General features: G+C 71.8%; 19 protein-coding genes and 2 pseudogenes. 10 read left to right on the forward strand and 11 right to left on the reverse strand.

Going from position 1 to position 23442, the window contains the following annotated elements; all coding sequences use genetic code 11:
* Positions 1 to 65 precede the first annotated feature (65 nt).
* Complete coding sequence (locus tag ACIGXP_RS13575; protein ID WP_363220910.1) at positions 66 to 1112, forward strand: aldo/keto reductase; 1047 nt, start codon at positions 66 to 68, stop codon at positions 1110 to 1112.
* Between the two features lie 275 nt (positions 1113 to 1387).
* Here the strand turns inward: ACIGXP_RS13575 and ACIGXP_RS13580 are convergent, their stop codons facing one another.
* From ACIGXP_RS13580 to ACIGXP_RS13590, 3 genes are read right to left on the reverse strand one after another with little or no spacing between them, the layout of a single operon-like run.
* Positions 1388 to 2923: an aldehyde dehydrogenase family protein gene (locus tag ACIGXP_RS13580; protein WP_399767727.1), complete on the reverse strand. Its 1536-nt coding sequence runs from the start codon at positions 2921 to 2923 to the stop codon at positions 1388 to 1390.
* A gap of 25 nt (positions 2924 to 2948) precedes the next feature.
* Positions 2949 to 4346 (reverse strand): 2-oxoadipate dioxygenase/decarboxylase family protein, encoded by a 1398-nt coding sequence (locus ACIGXP_RS13585; RefSeq protein WP_399767730.1) that lies wholly within the window; start codon positions 4344 to 4346, stop codon positions 2949 to 2951.
* A 21-nt stretch (positions 4347 to 4367) separates the two neighbouring features.
* A complete protein-coding gene (locus tag ACIGXP_RS13590) occupies positions 4368 to 5540 on the reverse strand; it encodes an NAD(P)/FAD-dependent oxidoreductase (protein WP_399767733.1) in 1173 nt (390 codons plus the stop codon).
* A gap of 156 nt (positions 5541 to 5696) precedes the next feature.
* On the opposite strand from ACIGXP_RS13590, the gene ACIGXP_RS13595 reads away from it, so the two are divergent.
* The 4 genes and pseudogenes from ACIGXP_RS13595 to ACIGXP_RS13610 form a co-directional block, all read left to right on the forward strand.
* Positions 5697 to 6413 (forward strand): FCD domain-containing protein, encoded by a 717-nt coding sequence (locus tag ACIGXP_RS13595; RefSeq protein ID WP_363220667.1) that lies wholly within the window; start codon positions 5697 to 5699, stop codon positions 6411 to 6413.
* Positions 6410 to 7804, forward strand: a complete 1395-nt coding sequence (locus ACIGXP_RS13600) for a hypothetical protein (RefSeq protein WP_399767736.1) — start codon at positions 6410 to 6412, stop codon at positions 7802 to 7804. The genes ACIGXP_RS13595 and ACIGXP_RS13600 overlap by 4 nt, the downstream gene beginning before the upstream one ends.
* The gene (locus ACIGXP_RS13605; protein WP_399767738.1) at positions 7801 to 9696 is read left to right on the forward strand and encodes a GMC family oxidoreductase N-terminal domain-containing protein; all 1896 of its coding nucleotides are present in this window, start codon (positions 7801 to 7803) and stop codon (positions 9694 to 9696) included. The genes ACIGXP_RS13600 and ACIGXP_RS13605 overlap by 4 nt, the downstream gene beginning before the upstream one ends.
* Positions 9697 to 9812: 116 nt before the next feature.
* Positions 9813 to 10528: pseudogene (locus ACIGXP_RS13610) on the forward strand (MerR family transcriptional regulator); the annotation flags it as partial.
* A gap of 55 nt (positions 10529 to 10583) precedes the next feature.
* On the opposite strand, the gene ACIGXP_RS13615 reads toward ACIGXP_RS13610, so the two are convergent.
* Complete coding sequence (locus ACIGXP_RS13615; protein ID WP_399767741.1) at positions 10584 to 11657, reverse strand: hypothetical protein; 1074 nt, start codon at positions 11655 to 11657, stop codon at positions 10584 to 10586.
* A gap of 175 nt (positions 11658 to 11832) precedes the next feature.
* On the opposite strand from ACIGXP_RS13615, the gene ACIGXP_RS13620 reads away from it, so the two are divergent.
* Together ACIGXP_RS13620 and ACIGXP_RS13625 are read left to right on the forward strand one after the other, a co-directional pair.
* A complete protein-coding gene (locus ACIGXP_RS13620) occupies positions 11833 to 12450 on the forward strand; it encodes a TOPRIM nucleotidyl transferase/hydrolase domain-containing protein (RefSeq protein ID WP_363220936.1) in 618 nt (205 codons plus the stop codon).
* Between the two features lie 213 nt (positions 12451 to 12663).
* Positions 12664 to 13500 carry a hypothetical protein gene (locus tag ACIGXP_RS13625; RefSeq protein WP_399768445.1) on the forward strand — a complete coding sequence of 279 codons (837 nt, stop codon included), beginning with the start codon at positions 12664 to 12666 and terminating at the stop codon, positions 13498 to 13500.
* Here the strand turns inward: ACIGXP_RS13625 and ACIGXP_RS13630 are convergent.
* Both ACIGXP_RS13630 and ACIGXP_RS13635 read right to left on the reverse strand, forming a co-directional pair.
* Complete coding sequence (locus ACIGXP_RS13630; RefSeq protein ID WP_399768446.1) at positions 13413 to 13625, reverse strand: hypothetical protein; 213 nt, start codon at positions 13623 to 13625, stop codon at positions 13413 to 13415. The genes ACIGXP_RS13625 and ACIGXP_RS13630 overlap by 88 nt on opposite strands.
* A gap of 146 nt (positions 13626 to 13771) precedes the next feature.
* Positions 13772 to 14404, reverse strand: a pseudogene (locus tag ACIGXP_RS13635) (aminoglycoside phosphotransferase family protein); the annotation flags it as partial.
* A 44-nt stretch (positions 14405 to 14448) separates the two neighbouring features.
* Here ACIGXP_RS13635 and ACIGXP_RS13640 point away from each other — a divergent pair.
* On the forward strand, positions 14449 to 14622 hold the full coding sequence (locus ACIGXP_RS13640; protein WP_399767744.1) for a hypothetical protein: 174 nt from the start codon (positions 14449 to 14451) through the stop codon (positions 14620 to 14622).
* Positions 14623 to 14793: 171 nt separating this feature from the next.
* Here ACIGXP_RS13640 and ACIGXP_RS13645 read toward each other — a convergent pair whose 3' ends face one another.
* From ACIGXP_RS13645 to ACIGXP_RS13660, 4 genes are all read right to left on the reverse strand, one after another.
* Positions 14794 to 16491 (reverse strand): DUF885 domain-containing protein, encoded by a 1698-nt coding sequence (locus ACIGXP_RS13645; protein WP_399767747.1) that lies wholly within the window; start codon positions 16489 to 16491, stop codon positions 14794 to 14796.
* A gap of 148 nt (positions 16492 to 16639) precedes the next feature.
* The gene (locus ACIGXP_RS13650; protein ID WP_399767750.1) at positions 16640 to 18037 is read right to left on the reverse strand and encodes an FAD-binding oxidoreductase; all 1398 of its coding nucleotides are present in this window, start codon (positions 18035 to 18037) and stop codon (positions 16640 to 16642) included.
* A gap of 239 nt (positions 18038 to 18276) precedes the next feature.
* On the reverse strand, positions 18277 to 18972 hold the full coding sequence (gene phoU, locus ACIGXP_RS13655) for a phosphate signaling complex protein PhoU (protein ID WP_363219407.1): 696 nt from the start codon (positions 18970 to 18972) through the stop codon (positions 18277 to 18279).
* 92 nt (positions 18973 to 19064) lie between these two features.
* The gene (locus ACIGXP_RS13660) at positions 19065 to 20216 is read right to left on the reverse strand and encodes a PP2C family protein-serine/threonine phosphatase (protein WP_399767754.1); all 1152 of its coding nucleotides are present in this window, start codon (positions 20214 to 20216) and stop codon (positions 19065 to 19067) included.
* Between the two features lie 431 nt (positions 20217 to 20647).
* Between ACIGXP_RS13660 and ACIGXP_RS13665 the strand changes: the two genes are divergently transcribed.
* Together ACIGXP_RS13665 and ACIGXP_RS13670 are read left to right on the forward strand one after the other, a co-directional pair.
* Positions 20648 to 22306 (forward strand): sigma-70 family RNA polymerase sigma factor, encoded by a 1659-nt coding sequence (locus tag ACIGXP_RS13665; protein ID WP_399767757.1) that lies wholly within the window; start codon positions 20648 to 20650, stop codon positions 22304 to 22306.
* Between the two features lie 167 nt (positions 22307 to 22473).
* Positions 22474 to 22725 (forward strand): hypothetical protein, encoded by a 252-nt coding sequence (locus tag ACIGXP_RS13670; protein WP_399767760.1) that lies wholly within the window; start codon positions 22474 to 22476, stop codon positions 22723 to 22725.
* 324 nt (positions 22726 to 23049) lie between these two features.
* Here the strand turns inward: ACIGXP_RS13670 and ACIGXP_RS13675 are convergent, their stop codons facing one another.
* Positions 23050 to 23226 (reverse strand): hypothetical protein, encoded by a 177-nt coding sequence (locus ACIGXP_RS13675; protein ID WP_363219403.1) that lies wholly within the window; start codon positions 23224 to 23226, stop codon positions 23050 to 23052.
* Between the last annotated feature and the right edge of the window lie 216 nt (positions 23227 to 23442).

Below are 23442 nucleotides of genomic sequence, written 5' to 3' on the forward strand. Positions count from 1 at the left end.
TGGTGACTGCTAACGGAACTATAGCTCCGTTAGTTGCCGTCCGTGGCCTTCGGAAAGGATCTGACATGGAATACAGGCGACTGGGTGCGTCCGGACTCATGGTTCCCGCGCTGAGCTTCGGGGCCGGCACCTTCGGCGGCCGGGGGCCGCTCTTCAGCGCCTGGGGCACGACGGATGCCCAGGAGGCCCGCCGCCTCGTGGACATCTGCCTGGACGCCGGCATCACGATGTTCGACACCGCTGACGTCTACTCCGCCGGCGCCTCCGAGGAGGTGCTGGGGGAGGCGATCAAAGGCCGCCGGGACCAGGTGATCGTCTCCACCAAGACCAGCCTGCCGATGGGGGACGGACCGGGCGACGCGGGCTCCTCGCGCTCCCGGCTGATCACCGCCTGCGAGGACGCCCTGCGCCGGCTGGGCACCGACTATCTCGACCTCTTCCAGCTCCACGCCTTCGACGCCGGAACACCGGTCGAAGAGGTGCTGGCCACTCTCGACACCCTCGTACAGGCGGGAAAGGTGCGCTACGTCGGCGTCTCCAACTTCTCCGGCTGGCAGGTGATGAAGTCCCTCGCGGCCGCGGAGAAGAACGGCCACCCGCGCTATGTGGCCCACCAGGTGTACTACTCCCTCATCGGCCGCGACTACGAGTGGGAGCTCATGCCGCTCGCCCAGGACCAGGGCCTCGGTGCGATCGTCTGGAGCCCGCTCGGCTGGGGCCGCCTCACCGGCAAGATCCGCCGCGGCGTACCGCTGCCCGCCGACAGCCGACTGCACCGCACCGCCGACTACGGCCCGCCGGTCGGCGACGAACACCTCTACGGCGTGGTGGACGTCCTGGAGGAGATCGCGGAGGAGACGGGCAAGGCCGTGCCGCAGATCGCCCTCAACTGGCTGCTCCAGCGGCCGACCGTGTCCTCGGTCATCATCGGCGCCCGCAATGAGCGGCAACTGCGCCAGAACCTCGGTGCCGTCGGCTGGAGCCTCACTGCCGAGCAGATGGCGAAACTCGACGCGGCGAGCCATCGGCCGGCGCCCTACCCCTACTTCCCCTACGAGCGTCAGGAAGGCTTCGCCCGTCTGAACCCTCCGCTCTTCGCCGCACCGCGCTGAGGAACCTGGGCCGGCTCGACGAGACGGCGGGCCGTGCCGGCAGGATCGACGATCTGAGTGCCGACCAGCAGGTAGGCGTAGGGATGGTCGTCCCACCCCCCGGGAACGCGGCAGCCTGCCGCTCACGGCAGTGAGGCGACAGGAGTGGGTCCGGTCCGGGCCGGGAGCGCGGCGTAGACGAAGATCGAACTGCTCACCGGCTGGTCGAGACCCGACGGCGGAGCACCGTTGTGCGGGAGGCGGCAGGCGATCACGGGTTGTCCTGGTCCACGACGTCAGTCGGCAAAGAAGCTCACGCCCTGGGCCAGGGTGAGCTCGCTGGAGTAGTTGATGGTGTTGGTGGCCGCGCGCATATAGGACTTCCAGGCGTCGGAGCCGGACTCCCGGCCGCCTCCGGTGTCCTTCTCGCCGCCGAAGGCACCGCCGATTTCCGCGCCGGAGGTACCGATGTTGACGTTGGCGATGCCGCAGTCGGAGCCGGCGGCGGACAGGAACATCTCGGCTTCCTGCTGGTCGCGGGTGAAGATGCTGGACGACAGCCCCTGGGGAACGTCGTTGTGCACGGCGATCGCCTCGTCGAGGGTGTCGTAGGTGAGGACGTAGAGGATCGGTGCGAAGGTCTCCTCCCGCACGACGTCGCTCTGTTCGCCGACGCGGACGAGGACCGGTTCGGCGTAGGCCGCCGCGGGCGCGGCCTCGGTCAGGCGCCGGTTTCCGCCGGCCAGGATCTTGCCGCCCTGGGCCTGTACGCGGGACAGCGCGTCGCGCATGGCGTCCAGCGCCTCGGTGGAGATGAGCGGGCCGACCAGCGTGGTGTCGTCGAACGGGTTGCCGATGGGCAGCCTGGTGTAGGCGGCGGTCAGCCGCTCGACGACCGTGTCGGCGATGTCACGGTGGACGATGAGGCGCCGCAGTGTCGTACAGCGCTGGCCCGCGGTGCCGGCCGCGGCGAAGACGATGGCCGGGACGGCGAGGTCCAGGTCGGCGGAAGGAGCGACGATCGCGGCGTTGTTGCCGCCGAGTTCCAGCAGGCTGCGGCCGAAGCGGGCGGCCACGCGGGGGCCGACCTCGCGGCCCATGCGGGTGGAGCCGGTGGCGCTGACCAGGGCGACGCGGGGGTCGTCGACGAGCTTTCCGCCGACCGCGCGGTCACCGAGCAGCAGGCGGTGCACGTCCCGTGGTGCGCCGGCCTCGTCGGCGGCGCGGGCGAGCAGGTGGTCGCAGGCCAGGGAGACCAGCGGCGTGCGTTCCGAGGGCTTCCAGATCACGGTGTCGCCGCAGACGAGGGCGATGGCGGTGTTCCAGGACCACACGGCGGCGGGGAAGTTGAAGGCGGAGATGACGCCCACCACGCCGAGCGGATGCCAGGTCTCGGCCAGCCGGTGACCGGGACGTTCGGAGGCGATCGTGCGGCCGTACAGCTGTCGGGACAGGCCTACGGCGAAGTCGCAGATGTCGATCATCTCCTGGATCTCGCCGAGCGCTTCGGAGCGGATCTTGCCCGCCTCGATGGTGACGAGGTCGGCCAGGTCGCCCTTGTGGTCGCGCAGCAACTCGCCCAGCCGGCGGACCAGTTCACCGCGGCGTGGTGCGGGCGTGGTGCGCCAGGTGAGGAAGGCCGTACGGGTGGCGGCGACGGCCTCTTCGATGTCGGCGGCCGTGGCCGCCGCCAGCCCGAAGAGGTGTTCGCCGGTGAGGGGTGTACGGGCGTGCAGGTCGCTGCCCCGGGGCACGCCGGCGCCGACGTTCTCCAGGGCGGCACGGGCGCGGGCGCGCAGGTCGTCCGTGGTGGGCAGTGCGGTGCTGGTCATGGCGGTCCTTGGGGTGAGGGGTCGGTCAGCCGAGGACGTGCGGGAGGCCGAGCTCGCGGGCGACGCGGGTGAGGGAGCGGGTCTGCTGCTGCTCGTAGAGGGCGTAGGGGTCCAGGACGTCGCGGCCGAGGGCGCCGGACAGCCAGGCGGCGTCGTAGGCGGCGCCCTGCTGGTCGTCGTGGCGGGTGCCCTCGCTGCTGAGGTTGGACTGGAAGATGCCGGCGGCGGAGCGGGGCAGGAAGTCCTCGTAGACGATGGGTTCGGCGGTGACCCAGCCCTGCCGCAGCAGCGCGTCGAGGCCGGCGGGCGGCCCGCTGCCGTCGCCCGGCAGGCCGGGACCGGGCCGGTAGGTGAAGTACCCCAGTTTCCCGGCGGCGAGTTCCTGTTCGCTGCCGGGCATGTGCCGCTCCCACACGGCGCGTGCCAGGTCGCCGCGGGCTGCCGAGGGGTTACGGGCCGCCTGCTCGTCGACGCGGCCGAGGAGGTCGTCGTACAGGGCGCGTCCCTGGCGGGTCAGGGCGATGCCGCGGGCTTCGACCTCGCCGAAACGGACCCGCAGGGCACCGCTGACGACGTCGCCGTCCGGAGTGCGCATGGCGCGGGGTTCGGCCAGTGCCCGGAAGGAGGTCTGCCGCAACAGGACGTCGGGGCCCTTCCAGGCCGGCGGGCCCTGGATGGTGTCGATCATCTCGACGCCGCGCTCGGTCATGCGCCGGTACAGCTCGTCGATGTCCAGGACACGCGGGGTGAGGTGGTTGATGTGTGTGCTGCGGACGCCGCCGATGTCCGCGGCGACCGCGGAGATCCGCTCCAGGGTCTCGTACCAGGCCTTGTCGACGGGCTCGGGCGACAGCTCGAAGGCCTGCACGGCGAGCCGCAGGAACCGCTCGGCCTCCTGCTGGGGCAGTTCCCGCTCGACGGCCGCACGGTCGGCCAGCGCGAGCAGCTCCGGGGGGAACAGTTCGCGCGCCGCGAGGAAGGTTTCCAGGCGCTGGCGCAGATCGGTGTCGAAGAAACGGGGATCGGCCGCGGTGAGCATGGAGGTGAACACCCGGAAGGGGTTGCGTGCCAGCTCCTCGCCGTCGACCGGACGGAACGCGGTGGAGACTACGGGGACGGCGCCGGCCGCGGCCTCCCGCAGGTCGTAGAACCCGACCGGGTGCATGCCGAGGGCGGCGAAGACCCGGGCGGCCTGCTGCAGTTCCCGCGGTGTGCCGACGCGGATTGCTCCGTGCCGCTCGGCGGTCACCCGGCCGATGGACCCGAGGCGTTCCGCGTCGGCTCCCCGTGCGCGCAGGACGTCCTCGTTGACCTCGCGCGAGACGTCCACGAGCGTGCTGTAGGCGGGAACCTCCTGCCCGTACATCTGCGAGAGCCGCGCCGCGAAGGCGGCCCGCAGCTGCCACTGACTGATCGTCGACATGGTTCGCCTCTCGATCGGGGTTCACACCACGTGGGCTTCGGGGCGGGTCCCGGCGCCGTGCCGGAACCGGTCGGCGCTGAGCGGGGAGACGTCGGTGAACGGCTCGCGCTCCAGGTACAGGTCGCGTACCACCTCGCCCACCGCGGGCGCCTGGAGGAAGCCGTGGCCCGAGAATCCGGTGGCGTACAGGAAGCCGGGCAGCTCGGCGGAGCGGCCGATGAGCGCGTTGTGGTCCGGCGTGACCTCGTACAGTCCCGCCCATCCGCCTGCGGTCCGCAGGCCGGCCAGGGCCGGGGCACGGTGGCGGGCGACCGTGCGGAACAGCTCCAGCCAGTCCGGGGTCCATGTGGTGTCGAAGCCGTCCTCCTCGCCGGGGTCGGCCAGCCCGAACAGCAGACCGTCGTCGCTGTTGTGGAAGTACGCGGTCGAGGAGAAGTCGATGGTGAACGGGATGCGCGGGACGGGCGGCGCGAGCGGCTCGGTGAACGCCAGCTGCCGTCGCACGGGCCGGACCGGGAGGTCCACGCCGGCCATGGCACCGATCCGCGCCGACCAGGCCCCCGCCGTACAGATCACGGTGGAGCATGCGATACGACCGTGACCGGTGCGCACCGCGACGACGCGGCTCCCGGCCGTGTCGATGCCCACGACCGCGGTGTGGGTGACGAGGGTGACACCGGCCCGGGCCGCGGCCCGCGCATACCCCTGGACGACCAGTCCGGGGCGGGCGTGCCCGTCGGCGGGGGAGTACGCGGCGGCCACGAGGCCGTCGGTGCTGAGGTAGGGACACAGGCGCCGGGCGTCGTCGGGGCTGATCATGCGGCTCGGCACGGCGAGGCTGTTCTGCAGCTCGACGCCGGCCTCGAAGTCGGTCGCCTGCTCTTCGCTGTCGAGCAGGAAGAGATAGCCGACGGTGTCGAGCCTGATGTCGGCGCCGGGCCGCCGGGGGAACTCCCGGTAGGCGCGCAGGCTGCGGTTGCCCAGCTCGATATTGAGCGGATCGGAGAACTGGGCGCGCACGCCGCCGATCGGCTTGCCCGAACTGCCGCAGCCGAGGTCGCCGCGCTCGACGACGACGATGTTCCGCACACCGGCCTCGGCGAGGTGGAACGCGGTGCTCACCCCCATGACACCGCCCCCGACGATCACCACATCGGCGGAGTCCGGAATCGTACGGAAGCCGGAGGAGGACAACGGGCCACTCCCTTCCAGAGGCCACCCGGTTTCCTTTCCAAGGACGGGCTGTCAGTAACAGAGTGATACCGGTCGGCTGCCGAAGCCATTGACTCCATGGACCGTCATTGGTTGAGTGGCTCAGCCACTGAACCACTGCGTCGTTGGAGGCCCGGGTTGGAAGCACTGCCACGCGAGACGATCGTCGACGTACTGGAAAGGAAGCTGCGCGAGGACATCCTCGCCGGGCGCCATCCGGCCGGGAGCTATCTGCCGCCCGAACGCGAACTCGCCGACGGATTCGGGGTCACCCGCACCACTCTCAAGCACGCCTTCGGCCGGCTGGCGCACGCCGGCCTGCTGGAGACACGTCATGGTGTGGGCACGCGCGTACGGGACTTCCTGCGCCTGGGCGGTGCGGACCTGCTGCCGATGCTCGTGCGCCACAGCCCCGACTGGATCGGCGAGATCTTCGAAGTGCGCCGCAGCATAGGCGCGTTGATCGCGGAACGAGCCGCGGCCCGCGCCACGGCGGACCAGGTCGTCGAACTGCGCGGGCTGCTGGCGGCCGTCGGGGCGGCGGACGGCGGCGACCCGGCACAGCTGGCGGACGCAGAGGTGCACCGGGCACTGGCCCGTGCCACGGGCAACCGCGTGTACGTCCTGCTGACCAACACGTTGTTCAACGCGTACATGCCGGTGCGCGCCGCCCTGGTCGGGCCCTTCGAGGACGCTCGCACCGCTCGCGACCGCCTGGCGCCCGTGGTCGAAGCCGTGGCGGCCGGCGACCCGGACGCGGCCCGCGCCGCCGCCGGCGACTACCTGTCGGCGACGGAACGCATCATGCTCGAAGGCCTGGCACGGTCCGCGGGACGCGGGGAGGCCGCCCGGTGAGCTCCCGCGGAACAGTGTTCCGGGAAACCATGCTGGGCCGGGTACACCTCGTCGGCGAGAAGACCGACCGCCCCGTGCGGCTCGACCTCGTGGCCCGCGCCGACCGGGTGCTGCTGCCCCACCGGACGACGCAGGCACGGCTGACGGGACGGATCCGGATAGCCGGACGCGCCGACGACCCCGGCATCACGGGCGAGTTGGAGATCTCACCGCTGGCGCGCCGCAGGGTCCGCTACCGGATCGGCTTCGACCTGGAGGGCCGTCGCCTGCTGCTGGACGGCTGGAAGTCGGTGTCGTGGCAGCGTCCCCTGACCTCCATGACCGTACTGCCGTACACGCTGTACGAGGACGGTGCCCGAGCCGGCGCGGGCACCCTGCGCTTCCCCCTTGCCACAGGCCTGCTGCCCTTCCTCGCCGGCTTCCGGTTCCCCCGGGCGGCCGAGCCCGCCGACGGCCCCGAGCCGGCGCCGCGCTGGGACGGCACGCCGGGGCGGACGGAGGTCTGGTACACCACCCTGACCGACCCGGCCACGGGCACCGGCGTCTGGCTGCACCACGAGCTCGTCGCGCCCAGCGACGGCTCACCCGCCCACGCGCACGGCTGGGCCGCCGTCTTCCCCAAGGACGGACAGGTGGAGCACGCCCGCTTCGGCCCCACCCCCTGGGAGCGGCGACCCGACGGATTCGGCACCGACGACATCCGCGCCGTCCCCGGCCGTCTCACCGGCCGGGCCGGCCCGTTCAGCTGGGCGCTCTCGGAGGAGCCGCAGGGGCCGCCGCTGTACACCTTTCCGCGCTGGTCCTGGAGACATCCGTGGCTGCCCGCCTCGCACATGCTGCCCGCAGCGCGCGCCCGCTACGGCGGAACCGTCCGGCACCGCACCGGCGAGCTACGGCTCGCGGACGCGCCCGGAGCGAGCGCCCGTATCTACGGCCACGGCAACGCCCGCCGCTGGGCCTGGCTCCACGCCGACCTGGGCGGCGGTGACGTCCTGGAGATCGTCGCCGCGGTGTCGATGCGGCGAGGACTGGACAGGCTGCCCCCGCTGGTGTTCCTGCGCCTGTACCGAAACGGGCGCACGTGGCCGCGGCGGGCGGAGCGGTCCGCCGTGGGCTGGGCGGGCCTGGGCCGGTTCCGCGCGGACATCGGCCTGCCGCAGTGGCGGATCGAGGGCCGCGCCGGGCTGCGGCGGATCCGGGTGACGGTGACCCAGCCGCCGGAGCGGACACTCGCACTCGGCTACACGGATCCGGACGGTTCCCCCGCGGTGTGCCGCAACAGCGAGAGGGCGGACGCGGAGGTGCACCTGGAACGCTGGCGGGGCGGGTGGCGGCCGGAAGCCGTCTGGCGGCTGTCGGGTACCGCCCATGCTGAGGTGGGTGAGCGATGAGGTCCCCGATGTCCCCCGACCCGGACTCACCGACGTCCCCCGCCCCGGGCTCCCCAGCCCTGGACGGACTTGTGGCCGCCCTCCTCGCCGACGACGGCACCACCGCGTGGACCCGGGCCGTACCCGGGCGCGTCGTGGCACTGCTCGACGCCATGCCCGCCCCGGCACGGCTCGCGGTGCGCGGGGTGGCCGCGGCCATCGACGCCTACGCCGTTGCCCGTACCGGCAGGCGACTGTCCGGGCTCGATGCGGCAGGGCGGCAGCACGTCATGGCGTCGCTCGCCTCCCGCCGGGCGCTGCTGCCGCTGCTGGACGCGGTCAAGGTGCCGGTGCTGCTGGCCGCCGGTACCGAGCGGACCCTGCACCACGACTTCACGCCCCCGGTGTCCGCCCCCGGTGATCCGCCGCTCGACTGCACACCCTCCGGCCACTGGCCCGCGCGGTCCACCGCCGACGCGGTCGTCGTCGGCTCGGGCGCCGGCGGGGCGATGGCCGCGCGGACGCTCGCAGCGGCCGGCATGAGCGTCGTCGTGATCGAGGAGGGGGAGTACCACACCACCGCGTCGTTCGCCCGACGGGCTCCGCTGGACCGCTTCGTCGACCTGTACCGGGACGGGGGCGCGACGATCGCCGTGGGCAGCCCCCCGCTGGTCCTGCCGGTGGGCCGCGCGGTCGGCGGTACGACCGTCGTCAACTCCGGCACCTGCTACCGCACACCCGACCACGTCGTCGCCCGCTGGCTGAGCCGGCACGGATTCACTGCCGCCGAGGGCTTCGATTCCCACCTCGACGAGGTCGAACACGCCCTGCGGGTGGCACGCCAACCGCTGGACGTCCTGGGTGACAACGGGCTGCTCGCACTCGCCGGCGCCGAGCGGCTCGGCTGGACCGCCGCACCCCTGCGGCGCAACGCCCCTGGCTGCCGGGGCTCGTGCCAGTGCGTCGTGGGCTGCCCCACCGGCGCCAAACAGAGCGTCCAGCTGTCCGTGCTTCCCGAGGCTTGCGCGGCGGGCACCCGCATCCTGACCGGCGCCCGCGTACGCCGTGTCCTCACCGACCGCGACGGGCCGCGCGGCCCACGGGCCGCCGGGGTGCTGGCCCGCCGCCCGGACGGCAGTGAACTGGAGATCCTCAGCCCGCTGGTCGTGGTCGCCGCGGGGGCCCTGCACACGCCGCCGCTGCTGCGTCGCTCCGGCCTGGGCGGACACCCGCGGCTCGGTCACAACCTCAGCGTCCACCCCGCCATCAGCGTCGCGGGACGCTTCGGCCGCCCCGTCGCCGGTGGGAAGGGCGTTCTGCAGAGTGTGGGAGTGGAGCACCTGCATGCCGAGGGCATCCTCATCGAGGCCACCGCGGCGCCACCCGGCATGAGTTCCTTCGTCCTGCCGGGCGTCGGCCGCGAACTCCGACGCGAACTCGAGCAGACCGAGCGGCTGGCCACCCTCGGTGCCATGATCGCCGACCGGCCCTCGGGCCGCGTCCTCGGCAGCGACCGTACGCTGCTGCGCTACGACCTGGCGAAGCGCGACGCGGGACGGCTGCTGCGGGCCCAACGGGCCATGGGACACCTGCTGTTCGCCGCGGGCGCGGAGGAGGTGCTCACGGGCGTCCCCCACGCCCCGCGCGCCCGGACCCCTGCCCAACTGGACGCCCTGCTCGACAGGGTGAACGCGCGCCACCTCCACCTGTCCGCGTTCCACCCCACGGGCACGGCGGCGGCCGGCGCCGACCCCGAGCGGTCACCGGCCGACCCGGAAGGACGCCTGCGGGGCGTACACGGCGTACTGATCGCCGACGGCTCCGTACTGCCGAGCTGTCCGGAGGTGAACCCGCAACTGAGCATCATGGCCGCAGCCCTGGCCATCACGCGGCGATGCGCCACGCGGTCCTGAGCCGGGGCACGGAACGGTCTCGACCGGATGGCCGCACCGGCGGTTGACCTTCACCTTGGGGCAGGCCGCAGCATCGGTGGGGCCGGGCGATGCGCTCGGCGTGGGGAGGAGCGGGCATGGGACTGCTGACCATCGGGGCGTTCGCGAAGGCGTCCCGGCTGTCACCGAAGGCGCTGCGTCTCTACGACGACCTCGGCCTTCTGACTCCTGCCCGCGTCGACCCGGTGACCGGGTGCCGCCTCTACGCACCCGGACAACTCGGCCGGGCCCGACTGGTCGCCTGGCTGCGGCGCCTGGGCATGCCCCTGGCCCGGATCCAGCACGTCTGCACGCTGGAGCCCGGCCCGGCGGCCCAGGAGATCCGTGCGTTCTGGGCTCATGTGGAGGCTGACATCGCCGCACGGCGGGACCGGCCACCTTCCTCATCGACCACCTGACCCGGAAGGAACCTTCCATGGCCGAGACCGCCCAGCCCCTGGGAATCCGTTACGCGGCCCTGTCCGACAGGGGACTGGTCCGCGAGAGCAATCAGGACACCGCCTACGCCGGGTCCCGCCTGCTCGCCGTCGCCGACGGCTTCGGCAGCGCAGGAGCCCCCGCGAGCGCGGCCGCCGTCGACGCGCTCAAGCGCCTGGAAACCGACAGCATCCCGGCAGGCACTCTCCTCAACCTCCTCGAAGACGCCGTCGAGCAGGCCAAGCAGGCCGTGCTCGGCGTCGCAGGAACCGGCTCGTCCCCCGAAGGGGCCGGCACGACACTCACCGCGATGCTCTGGACCGGCTCCCAGCTGGCCCTCGTCCACATCGGCGACTCCCGCGTCCACCTCCTGCGCGCCTGGAGCTCCAGCAGTAGGGGCCGGCCGCACGCCCTTCCCGCGTACGCACGCCCTAGCCGCCGATGCCACTCTTGTCGGCGCGAGCCCACTGCGCGGCGCGGACCGACCCGTCCTGGATGGCCTGCTGGGGGAGTTGAAGCCCGAGGGCCGTGTCGAGAGCGTGGAAGTACAGCTCGAACTCGTTGGTCACCTCGGGGTGGTCCAGTTCGGCTCGGCGTACGGCCTGGTTGAGGAAGTCGAGTTGACCACCCCGGTAGTAGGGCGCACGCCCACGTTCGTACCAGATCAGTTCCGGAACACCCCAGTCGTCGTCGACGCGGCGGCCGTCGCGGGTGTGGTCGAAGGTGTAAATGGCCTTTGCGCTGCAGGCGCTCAGCTGCACGGTCTCGGTGACCCCGAGCCGGGAGAGCGCCGCACTGTCGGCCCGGGCCCCGGGTGGTGTCTCGTGGTGCATCAGGAACACCCAGTCTCCTGCCTGCCCGAAGCAGAGGCTCTCCCAGGCGATGTCCCAGTAGTCGCGGCCGGTGCCGTCCATGCTGCGCAGGTCCGACAGCCGTGTCCCGGTCGCGGTCTGCTCCGGGTCGGCTCCATGGAGCAGGGCGATGTCCTCCGCGCTGATGCCCTCGCCGCGGAAGAAGAGGAGGTTGGTGTAGGGGTCCTGCTCGCGCCACGAGCCGGCGATCCAGGCGAGGCGTTCCAGTGGGTCGCGGCCGCAGGGCGGTGCCGGCGGCGTGCCGTCCACGCCGCCGCTGCGGAATCTGGTCCCCCATGCGGGATCGATCCGGTCGAGCATCCCGGCCTGCCCGGTCACGAGGTTGGCGACCGGGCCGTGGCCGGGGGAGTGGGCCACGATGTGCTCGGCGAGACGGCGGACCGCGTCCTCGGCGACGAAGTACAGCACCTGGTCGGGATCCCGGGAGGCGAAGCTCTCCCGGTAGGGGCCGTGGTAGCCGCGCACGGTGCCGTCTTCGTCCAGGACGAGGAACAGGCGGTCCTGATCGCCTGCACGCCCTGCGTACTGGTCGGGTGATGTGCCGGTGGGCGGGAACATGGCGTCGTCGAGCAGGTCAGAACCTGCGGCTATCCGGTGCCAGGCCTGCTTGAGTGTGTGCTCGGTCATCCGCATGGGCGTCAGTATGCGACCGGGCACTGACACCCGACCCGGCTGCCCGCCCCTGGCGGCGCTTCCCCCGCTGCCCCTTCCCCGTTCATCCGGACCGTCGGGCCGACTGCTCGCCGACGACCGACCGGCCGACGGAAATCCGCTCGCGTGCGGGCCGGCGAGGGCGGACACTCGTCCCATGGCGGACATGGGGGCGTTCCGGGAAGCGGTCACCGCATGGGCGGCCGGCGGCCCCGGCGACCCCGCGCGTGAGCTGGCCGCTCGGCTGCGCGTCCGGGCGGCCGTCCTGCTCGAAGGACCGAGCGACGTCGCAGCGGTCGACGCGCTGGCCGCGAGCCGCGGCCGGAACCTGGCGGCCGAAGGGGTCTGCGTCCTGGCGATGGGCGGTGCGATGAGCGTCGGACGCTTCGCCCGCCTCCTCGGGCCGTCCGGCCTGGGTCTCCGCCTCACGGGACTGTGCGACGAGCGGGAGCGTGGTTACTACGCCCGGGGCTTGGAGCGGGCCGGTGCGGCACAGCAGGAGTTCTTCGTTTGCGCGGCGGATCTGGAGGACGAGCTCATCCGCGCGCTGGGCGTGACGCGGGTGGCGGAGTTGGTCCGGGCGGAGGGCGACCTGCGCGCCCTGCGGACCTTCCTGCGCCAGCCCGCACAGCAGGGCCGAACCTCACAGCAGCAGTTGCGGCGCTTCCTCGGCACGAAGAAGGGCCGCAAGATCCGCTACGGCCGGGTACTCGTCGAAGCCCTCGAACCCGACCGCATACCCGCCCCGCTCGACGGCCTGCTCACCAGCCTGTGACGACGCGTGGGCGGGTCGGGTCAGGCCGGGGTGAGCCGCAGCGCGGGGCGAGGCGGGCGGCCGGTTCGGCCGAGCGCTCGGCGACACCCGGCTACCCTGTCACCTGCCAGACATGACATCGTTGCCCACGGCTGTCCCCTGCCGGCGCGATCGGTGGTGACCGGATACCTCTGCCGCGAGGGGGACGGACAAGACCGTGGGGAGTGGACTCTGGTGACGAGGTGGCAGCAGCCGCAGCTGCCGGAACGGGGGCAGCGCGGGCCGGTTCCCGGTCCGCGCCGGACGCGCCGTACGCAGAGGGTCTCCGAACTCCGGGCCCAGGGCCGGTACGGCCCCGAACTCCGCGAGGTTCTCCCCGCGTTCGCGGGCCTCGGTCTGGCCGCGCTGGGCACCGTGTGCCTGCTCATCTGGCTTCAGCGCACATCTGGCGTCCTCGGAGTAACGCTCGGCGTCATCCTGCTGGCTCCGGGCACCGTGGTGGCCGTGCGCGTGCGCCGTGCGGTCGTCCGCCGGCGCGGCGGCCGTTACACCGCTGCGGAGCTCGCCCTGCTCGATGAGCGCGGGTTGGCGGAGGCGGCGGCGCGCATCCTGCAGCGCGACGGCTGGCAGGTGGTCGATCTGACCCTGCAGAAGGGAAGGCGGCGCCTGCATGCCCGGGACCGCCAGGGACGCCAACTGGACGTCGCGTTCCGCTCCGGGGCAACGGCCGAGGAAGACCGGAACTGGCGCACGGCCCTCCTCGAGACGGGCCGCCCGGGCGCCGCCCGCCCGATCCAGGTCATCGTCCACCCCGGCGGCTTCAGCCGCGCAGACGTGCTGTGGGCCGCCCGCCAGGGCGACGTCCACCTCCTGCACGGCCGCCAACTGCAGCGCTGGGCGACCGGCGCGTCCCTCGCTGGGGCTGCCACGCTGACGGTTTGCCTTGCGGTCGGCGCGGTGCATCTCGATCGAGGCGGCTGCAGTCAGGACACCTTGGCGCTGAACACCGCGTTGTGGGATAGCTGTTCGGCGCACCACCGGAAATGTCCGTCACGGTCGTCCATGCCGTAGACATCGTAGGTGGTGAGGGCGTAGACGGCTTGGTAGACGGCAAGGGTGGCGGGCGCGTAGCCGAGTTGCTGCGCGAAGAGCCGGGTGAGTTCGGCGGTGTGCTCCTTGGCGTAGCTGCCGTACATGTCCCAGATGGCCGCGGTGACCGCTGCTTCAAATGCCGGATCGCCTGCCGTGGTGTAGAAGCCGAAGCCGAGTACGGCGACGGTCGTCCGGCACCGTCGGTGTGGATGTTGGGCGGGACGAGGTCCCCGTGGATCGCTGTCACCGGAGCGTCGGGAAGCGACCTGAGCGTGGCCAGCGTGCTTGCGACTCCCGAGTCGAAGTCCGGCACCTGCACGGCCAGGGCAGCGCCGTGCCGGGCCAGGGCGCGGGTGACCAAGGCCGCGAGCACGTCCTGGAAGCGGTGGTGGCCCTGCCACAGCGGACGGTGGTCGCCCTGCACGGTCAGCCGGCGCATCGCGTCTGTACCCGGCACCGAGGCGAGGCCACGCAGAACGGCAAGGAGCGCGGTCTTGTGGTGGACGGGCAGCTCTCGCTCGTAGTCCTCGTGCGCGGAGTCGCCCCGCATCGGGGCGCCGGGCAGTTCGCGCTCGTACGTGACGACGACGCCCTGGTGCTCCTGCACTTCGAGGATCTCCGGGGTGGCGAACGGCAGTGGGCGCTGTGCAAGGTCCGCATACACCTGGCGGGTGAGTGCGGTCGGCGGCCGGCCGGTCCACACCTTGGCGACCCGGCCGTCGCCCAGCCGGTAGACGATGCCCTCGACGCCGCAGCCGATGCGGCGGGCGTTCGGGTGCCCGCGCTCGGCGAGGTACCCGGGCCACGGGTCGGCGGTGGGGGACGTTTCCGAGTTCAAGGTCGTCGCCGTTGCGCACAAGGCCCAGGCCCCCAAGGCCGGCATCACCGCCACGCCGTCGGCATCCTCCGTCCGCGCCTGGCAGCAAGGTGACCCTGCAGCAGAAGCAGCACGGCACGTGGGTCAGCGTGCCCGCCTCCGCGCCCGTCGCGCGCAACGGCTCCTACTCCCTGGGCGTCAAGCTCGGCCTGAAGGGCAAGAACGACCTGCGCGTCGTCAGCGGCAGCACGGCCTCACCGGTCTTCAACGTGACGGTCCGCTGATCCGCGCCGGCACCGCGGATCCGGCAAGCCGCCATCGGCGCGGGGAGGGCCCTGCCCGCTCCGGTGGCGAGCAGCCGGCCGCGGAGGGACACATCCGCCGCACCCGGCCGGCTCCTGGACATGCGCCCAGTTCCGCTGGGTCGGCACCCGCCCGCACAGGAGCTCAGGCCCCTACAGTGCCGCGAGGCTGTCGGCCAGGTCGGTGAGACCGAGTGAGCCCTGGCTGAGCGCGTTCATGTGCCAGGTGCGCAGGTCGAAACCGGTGCCGAGGCGGCGGCGGGAGGCCTCACGGCCCTGCAGCCATGCGCGCTCGCCCAGCTTGTAGCCGATGGCCTGGCCGGGCCGGCCGAGGTATCGGTCGATCTCGCTGGTACGGCGGGCGGTGTCGCTGCCGTGGTGCGCGGCCATGAACGAGGTGGCGAGGTCGGGCGTCCAGCGTTCGCCGGGGTGGAAGCCGGAGTCGTCGGGGATGACCAGTTCCAGGTGCATGCCGATGTCGATGATCACGCGGATGACACGCAGCATCTGCTTGTCCAGATAGCCCAGACGGCGGGCGGGGTCGGTGAAGAAGCCCAGTTCGTCCATCAGACGCTCGGCGTACAGGGCCCACCCCTCCTTGTTGGCGCTGACCGCGCCCAGCGTGATCTGGTAGGAGCTGAGGCGGTCCGCCGCGGCGGTCCATCGGGCCGTCTGCAAGTGATGACCGGGGACGCCCTCGTGGTACCAGGTGCTGACGATCTGCCAGGTGGGGAACGTCTGTTGGCCCAGAGTGGGCAGATACGTGCGGCCGGGGCGGCTGAAGTCCAGGCTCGGACCGGTGTAGTACGGAGCGCCGGCGCTGCCGGCGGGCGCGATCCTCGTCTCCACCCGGCGCAGGGGTCCGGAGATGTCGAAGTGGGTACCGTCGAGGGCGTCGATCGCCTCGTCCATGACCTGCTGGAGCCAGACGCGGATGTTCTCCTCGCCCACGATGGCGTGCCCGTGCCGGTTCAGGTGGTCCATGGTCTCGCGGACACTTGCGCCGGGGAGGATCCGGTCGGCTTCGGCCTGCATCTCGGCGACCGTCCGGTGGAACTCCTCCCAGGCCCAGGCGTACGCCCCGGCCGGGTCCACGTCGGCGCCGTTGGCCCAGCGGGCCGAGCGCAGGTAGCGCTCACGGCCGACGGCGTCCGGGGTGCCGTCCGCGGCGGGCAGATAGGTGCCGCGCAGCCAGTCGCGGAAGCCGGCCACCGCGGTCGTCGCCCGGTCGGCGGCGGCATCCAGTTCGGGCCGGAGCCGGTCCGGCCCACCGGCCACGCACGTGGCGAACCAACTCGCGCCGCCGGCGTCCTGTCCGGTCCAGGCGGCGAGCTGCCCGATGACGGCGCGGGCCTGGCGGGGCGCGCAGATCAGCCCACGGGCGATTCCCTCGGTGAGGGTCGCCCGATAGCCGTCCAGCGCGCCGGGCAGGTTGCGCAGCCGCCCGGCCACCATCGCCCAGTCCTCATCGGTGTCCGTGGACATGAGGGTGAAGATGCTCCGCACCTTGTGCAGGGGCGAGTTGGCGTTGCTCAGCCGGCGGAAGTGGTCGCCCGCCTCGTGCAGGGCGAGCTCCGCGGTCAGCCGCTCCCGCAGCAACCGGGCACAGTTCCGCTCGACGTCCTCGAACACCACGCCGTCCTTTTCCGCGTTCCGCTCGGTGGCGTCGAGCGTCAGGAGTGTTCGCCGGGCCAGTTCGGCGAGCGCCTCGAAGCCTTGCGGAGACAGGTCCGGCTGCCGGTCGTCCTCGACGTCAAGGCCGAGTCGCGCCGAGGTCATGGGGTCCAGGACGGCGACCTGCGTGACGTAGTCGTCGGCGATCCGGCGCGGGGTGTTCAGCTTCTCGGACATGGCGCTCATGCTGACGCACCGTCGCCGACGGTGTCAGCCACGCGCCGTCGGCTTTCGGCCGCTCGGCAACGCGTGCAACCTGCTCCGGGCGGGCCCGGCAGCCGGAACGACGGAACGTGAAGCCGGTGGTGCGCCACTCATGCTGTGGTCATGCTGTGGTGGGCGGGATGTTCTGGTTGGCGTGGAAGAAGTTGTCGGGGTCGTAGGTGCGCTTGATCGCGGCCAGCCGGTCGTAGTGGCCGCGGTACGTGCCCCGGACACGGTCGGTGCTCTCCTGCTCGCCCAGGAAGTTGATGTAGCCGCCGCCCATGGAATGGGGGTGCAGTTCGGTCCAGTAGTCGACACACCACTGGCGGATCAGGCCGGCGTTGGCGGGCTCGGGGTCGATGCCGGCTACGACACCCGACCATACGGCGTTCCGGTAGGCCCAGGCCGTGTCGTCGGCGCCGGTACGGCGGGTCGCCCCGTCGACCGGGTACAGGTGCATCGTGGACAGGCCGGTGGGGAGATTCTGCCCGTACTTCTCATGCACCGTGATCGCGTCGTCGGGGATGGCGTCGAAGAAGTCGCCGCGCCAGTACCACTGCAGCCCCTTCGGGAGCAGCCCGTCGAACATGGTCTGCAGAGCGGGGTAGGGCATGGGCGTGGTGAAGTGGAAGGCGGGTGGCCCCGGTACGTTCACCACGGTCAGCACCTTCTCCAGGCGGTCCCCTGCCAGATTGCCGGTGTAGCACCATACGACCCCGCACATCTTCTGTCCGTGGATCGGCTCGGGGAAGGGCGGCCCGGGCGGAATGGTCAGCAGGGCGAAGAAGCCGTTGAGGTCCTCGGGTGCGGCGGGTATGAACTCCCGGTACCACTGCAGCACTTCGCGGGTTTGGTCCACGGGCCAGACGGTCACCGCGACGCCGACGGCGTCCACGGGGTGCAGCCGGAAGGTGAAGGAGGTGACCACGCCGAAGTTGCCGCCGCCGCCCCGCAGGGCCCAGAACAGGTCCGGGTGGTCGTTCTCCGACGCGGTGACGAACGTACCGTCGGCGAGGACGACGTCGGCGGCCAGCAGGTTGTCGACGGTCAGGCCGTACCGGCGGGTCAGGTACCCGTGCCCGCCGCCGAGGGTGAGACCGCCGACCCCGGTGGTCGACATGATCCCGGCCGGTGTGGCGAGACCGAAGGCGTGTGTCGCGTGGTCGAGGTCGCCCAGCTGGCTTCCGCCGCCCACCCGCGCGGTCCCTGTCTCCGGGTCGACGTGCACCCAGCGCATCGGCGACAAGTCGAGCGTCAGTGCCCCGTCGACCAGGCACAGCCCCGGACCGCTGTGTCCCCCGCCGCGCACCGCCAGCTCCACCCCGGTGTCCTGGGCGAAGGAGAGCACGGTCCGTACATCCGCCACATCGACGCACCCGGCGATCGCGGCCGGCCGCCGGTCGATCATGGCGTTGTAAATGCCGCGGGCCTCGTCGTAGCCGCGGTCTCCTGGAGCGACCACGGGTCCCCGCAGGGACTCCCGCAGACTGTCGACGACTGGTTCGTTGATACCGCCCATGGTGGAACACCCCTGCTCACGTGCGTGACGCGCGGACGGAGGCGAGCGAGAAGTCCAAGCGGGCTGCGGGGGCGTGAGACGCGGATCCGTACGCGCCTGTGAAAGGACCGGCAGGGTGCGGCACCCCACTGTCGGCAGCATGCAGTACCCCGGCCACCGCCATTGTCCGCCCGGCCGCCGTCTGCCGCACGTCGGAAACGGCGGCCCCGCGCGATGCCCCAGCCACCCCCCCACAGCCGTCACGGACGCCGGTCCGTCGCGGCCGGCCGGCCATCAGCCCCGGAGGTGTACTCGTCCGCGCGTTCGCCGGTGACCAGGAAGACCACGCGTCGGGCGACCGACACGGCGTGGTCGGCGAAGCGTTCGTAGTAGCGGCCGACCAGCGTGACGTCGACGGCGGTTTCGACGCCGTGCTGCCACTGGTCGTCCATCAGATGCCGGAAGATCATGCGGTGCAGCTCGTCCATGCGGTCGTCGTCCTGCTCCAGCTGCAACGCCGCGTCGACGTCCCTGGTGAGGAGTACCTCGGCGGCCTGCGCCATCAGGCGCTGCGCGAGCTGGCCCATTTCCAGGATCGTCCGGTGCAGGTCGCCCGGTACCGCGCGCCCCGGGTACCGCAGCCTGGCCAACTGGGCCACATGCCGGGCCAAGTCCCCGCACCGCTCCAGGTCCGCACTCATCCGCAGGGAGGTCACCACGGTGCGCAGGTCGGTGGCGACGGGCTGCTGCCGGGCCAGCAGCGCGATCGCCCGGTCCTCCAGATCCCTCTGGAGGTCGTCGACCTGCACGTCGGCCGAGATGACGCCCTCGGCGACCTGGAGGTCGGCGTCGAGCAGAGCGGTGGTGGCCCGGCCGATCGCGGAGCCCACCAGCCGGGCCATCTCCACCAGCCCGTCGCTGAGCGACGCCAGTTCCTCGTGGTACGTCTTTCGCATCGCGTTCCCTCCTGCACGTATGTGCTCCGGCGTCTCCCCCTCGGTACCGGACGCGTGTGCAGTCGTCCCGCCCGCCAACGGCACGGGGCGCCTCAGTGAGGCACCGATCTGGCGCCGTGGCCGAACCCACCGACATGGAGGCCCGGCCCATGCCGATGGGCCCGATGGGTGCTGGGCGCCCGGCACAGCGCGATGAGCGCGGCGTCGTCGTCGAGGCGTCCCCCGACGTGGTCGAGCAGATCGCGGCGGATGTGGTGCACAAGCTTCTCCGGGCTGCTCCCGGCCCACTGGGCGGCCCGTTCCGGGAGCGGATAGAAGGCGCCGTCGGCATCCCGGGCCTCGATGACGCCGTCGGTGTAGAGCAGGAGGGTGTCGCCGGGCTCGAAGGAGAACACATCGACCGTGTAGTCCCCCGGTGCCGTCCCGTGGATCCCGAGCGGAGGCGCCGGGTGTACGGGGACCGTCACCGCGCTCCCGTGACTGAGCAGCAGCGGCGGGGGATGGCCGCAGCTCAGGATCCGGGTCACATGGCCCTCGTCGGAGATCTCCATCAGCATCACGGTGGCGAACCGCTCGCCCAGTTCCTCGTCCGGTTCCAGGTCGGGCAGATTGCGGGCCACACTGCGCTCCAGGGCGGCGGCCAGCGTGGGCAGCGAGGTGTGGTGGTGGGCGGCTTCGCGAAAGGCTCCGATGAGGAGCGCGGCCTCACCGATGGCGGAGAGGCCCTTGCCGCGGACGTCGCCGATCATGACCCGTACGCCGCTGTCGGTGGGCGTCGCGGCGTACAGGTCACCGCCGATCTGGGCCTCGGCCTCGGCGGCCAAGTACAGACAAGCGATCTTCATCGAGCCGATCTGCTCCGGCAGCGGCCACAGCAGAACGTGCTGCGCGGCCTCGGCGACCATGCGCACCTGGGCCAGCTGGCGGGTCCGCCGTTCGCGCATCACGCAGTAGAACACGGTCAGGGCCGACAGCACGGCAAGGGCGAGAAGCTGCACCAGCACGTTGCGCGAGAACAGCACGCCGAAGTGCCAGCCGATGTACGCCTGCGCCCCCACGGCCAGGAATCCGATCAACCCGGTCAGCCAGGGTCCGGCGAACGACGCCGTGATCGCGGGGGCGATGACCAGCAGCGGCCCGAGATGGATGTCGGCCGGGACCAGCTGGTCCACCACGGTGATGACGATGACGAGCACGATGGGGATCGCCAGCAGCGCATGACTCGACTGCCATGGCTGTCGCACACCGGCAGCAACGTCTCGCCGGACATCCACGTCTTCCACAGTGCACCATCGAGGCACGGCTGACGAGCGGACACTCCCCGGCGACAGCGCCGGACAGCCACCGGGGGCCGTTGCTTGAGTTCGATCACCAGGCCGACGTCGTTACCCGGGTGCCGGCCGGTGATGATCTCCGGCCTGTGGTGGGTGTCGTCGCCCCAGCCGCAGAGGTGCTCCCGGCCATGTCGGGACGGCACAGCCGGTCATCCTTTCCGTCGGCGGGCGGACGGTCCGCCCGTCGGGACCCCTCTGACCTGCTGGGACACCGCAAGAGGCGGGGGATACGGCGGGACGGGCCAGAACTCTGTCTCGAAGAAGTGTTATCGGGGGCGCATCGAGCGGTCTCCCAGGTATCGGACAGAATCGTTCCGCCTCGAAGGATGGGAAGCACTTTTATGAGCACGCAGGACGCGGCGGAGACGGCGGTACTGGTCACAGCCGCCCGGGAGGGCGATACGCAGGCTCAGGACGCCCTGGTCAACGCGTACCTCCCGCTGGTCTACAACATCGTCGGCCGGGCTCTGAACGGCTCGGTGGATGTCGACGACGTGGTGCAGGAGACCATGCTGCGTGCCCTGGACGGGCTGGGCGGCCTGCGGACGCCCGAGCGCTTCCGGTCCTGGCTGGTGGCGATCGCGATGAACCAGGTCCGGGTGTACTGGGAGCATCGGCGCTCCGCCCCGGGCGCCGTGGAGGAGGCCGCGGACCTGGCCGATCCCGGTGCCGACTTCGTCGACCTGACCGTGGTGCAGCTCCAGCTCGCAGGGCAACGCCAGGAGACGGCGCAGGCGACGCGCTGGCTGGAACCCGACGATCGGGGACTGCTGTCACTGTGGTGGCTGGAGTGCGCCGGGGAACTCACCCGGGCCGAGGTCGCCGCGGCTCTGGACCTGTCGCCCCAGCACACAGCGGTCCGGGTGCAGCGGATGAAGGCGCAGCTCGAGGCGGCCCGGGTGGTGGTACGAGCGCTCGACGCACGGCCGCTGTGCGAGGAACTTCGGGTCGTGCTGGCCCCCTGGGACGGCAGGCCCTCGGCTCTGTGGCGCAAACGAATAGCCCGGCACGCGCGCGGCTGCCCCCGCTGCAGCGGACTGTGGAGCGGACTGATGCCCGCGGAAGGACTGCTGGCCGGCCTGGCGCTGGTCGGGGTGTCGTCCACGCTGCTGGCCCGGGAGTTCTTCGCTTCGGGGACGCTTGTCCCGGCTGGTTCCGCCGCACCGCTCGGCGGCGTCGACGGCATCGGTGGCGCCGACGGCGGCACCCGGTCGCGCCCGGACACCGGACGGCATGGCGGACACGCCACGGCCACCGGCTCGCGCAGCCGGTCCCGTCGCCGTCGGCGCATGCGGCGCCGCGCCGTCAGCGGCGCCGTCGTTGCGGCCTGCGTCGCGGGAGGCGGCCTGTGGTACTTCGGTACGGACTCCGGTCCCGGCCCCGACCGGACGAACGCCGAGCAAAGAGCAGCCGTACCCGTCCCGGACCTCTCGACGCCCACTGCGGGCGACAAGTCTCCCTCGGCCTCGCCGTCTCCGTCTCCGTCAGCGGCCAAGACGACAAAGCCGAGCCCCGCCAAGAAAACGAGCCCTGCCAGGAAGAGCGCACCGACGGCCCGGCAGTCCACCCGACCGGCTCCGGCCCCGGCGAGGACGACGCAGGCTCCTTCCCAACCCACCGGCACGGTCGACCAGGTGGTTGCGCTGGTGAACAAGGAGCGGGCGGCCGCCGGCTGTGGTCCGCTCGCTGAGGATCCGCAACTGCAGAAGGCCGCCCAGGGCCAGTCCGACGACATGGCCGCTCGTCATTTCTTCGACCACACCAACCCGGACGGTGCCGATCCCGGGCAGCGCATCACCGCCGCCGGCTATCGCTGGTCCACCTACGGCGAGAACATCGCTCGGGGCCAGCAGACCGCCGCAGCAGTCATGGACTCCTGGATGAACAGCCCGGGCCACCGCGCGAACATCCTCAACTGCTCCTTCAAGAACATCGGCGTGGGCGTCCACAAGGGCACGGGCGGCCCCTGGTGGACGCAGGACTTCGGCGCCAAGCAATGAGACGCCTCGGATGTGGTAGCGGTGACCGGGTGCCGTGCGGGATCCCCTCGGACATGGCCGTGGGAGACTCCGTCCTCGGTCACGATCCTGCGGCGGAGGGATCACGAGCCGACTCCTGACGGTGGCCCGGCGCCGGGATGCGTCGTTGATCGGGCATGAGCGCTGCGATGGAGGACGGAGACAGTATGGCCTTCGCTCGGCTGACCGATGCCTCTTGTCCGACCGATGCCTCTCGTCTGGACGACAGGGGAGGGGATTGCCGTTGGTGCCGGGCGCTGTTCGGGTATGGCGATCAGCGGCACGCGTCGGCCCGCGCGGGCCACGACCTCACCCGTCGACTGGTTCAGCTGCGCATGGTCATACTGCCGGTCGCCGTGCTCACGGTCGTCGCTGCGGTCCTGGCGGAGATGCTCGGCTGAACCGCGCCGTACCTGCTGACCGCACGCCTGGCCGGCCGGTACGCCGACCAGGCTGGTACCGCCAGGCTCATGCTCACCCACCTGTGGCCGGGGGCCGATCCGATTGAGGCACAGGAAACAGCTGCGGAAGCCTTCCGGTGTCATCGGGTGCCAGAGACCGTACGGCCGCCCCCGTGGGCCAGGTTGGTGCGGTACCTCGCGGGAGCCGGGGTCAGCGCCGGCAGGGGTACGAGCAGGCGTCCACGGCGTGGGCGCGTCACCGCCCGAACCGCAGTACGCCCCGCTCCCGATTCCTTCGAGGCGGGGCGCTGGTGAGCGGGTCGATCACCGAACGGCGATCACGTTCGTGGCCTTGTGGCCGACGACGTCGAAGACCACTCGCTGACCCTCGCGGGTGGTCTGCGTCTCCATGCCGGAGAACGGGCGCCTCTCGCCGTCCTCGTCGGTGATGACGCCCACGCCGTCCGCCCTGTTGTACACGGCGATTGTTCCGAGAGGCATCGTCTGTTCCTCCGTGGGTTGGCGGCTACTGACATCCCCCGGTGAGCAGAGCATCACCCGACGTGAGCGGCGGAAGAAAGCGTGCCTCGGCGCGTCGGCCAGTGTTTGACCAGAAGTCAGCCGTCCGATCGGCGGGCGCGTCACACGGACGTCCGAATCACCCGGCGACCCGGCCCCATGAGACCCGCCCGCCCGCCTCAGTGCCCGAGGCACTGG

Origin of the sequence: Streptomyces sp. NPDC053069 (assembly GCF_044546895.1) — a bacterium.
Lineage (GTDB): Bacteria > Actinomycetota > Actinomycetes > Streptomycetales > Streptomycetaceae > Streptomyces.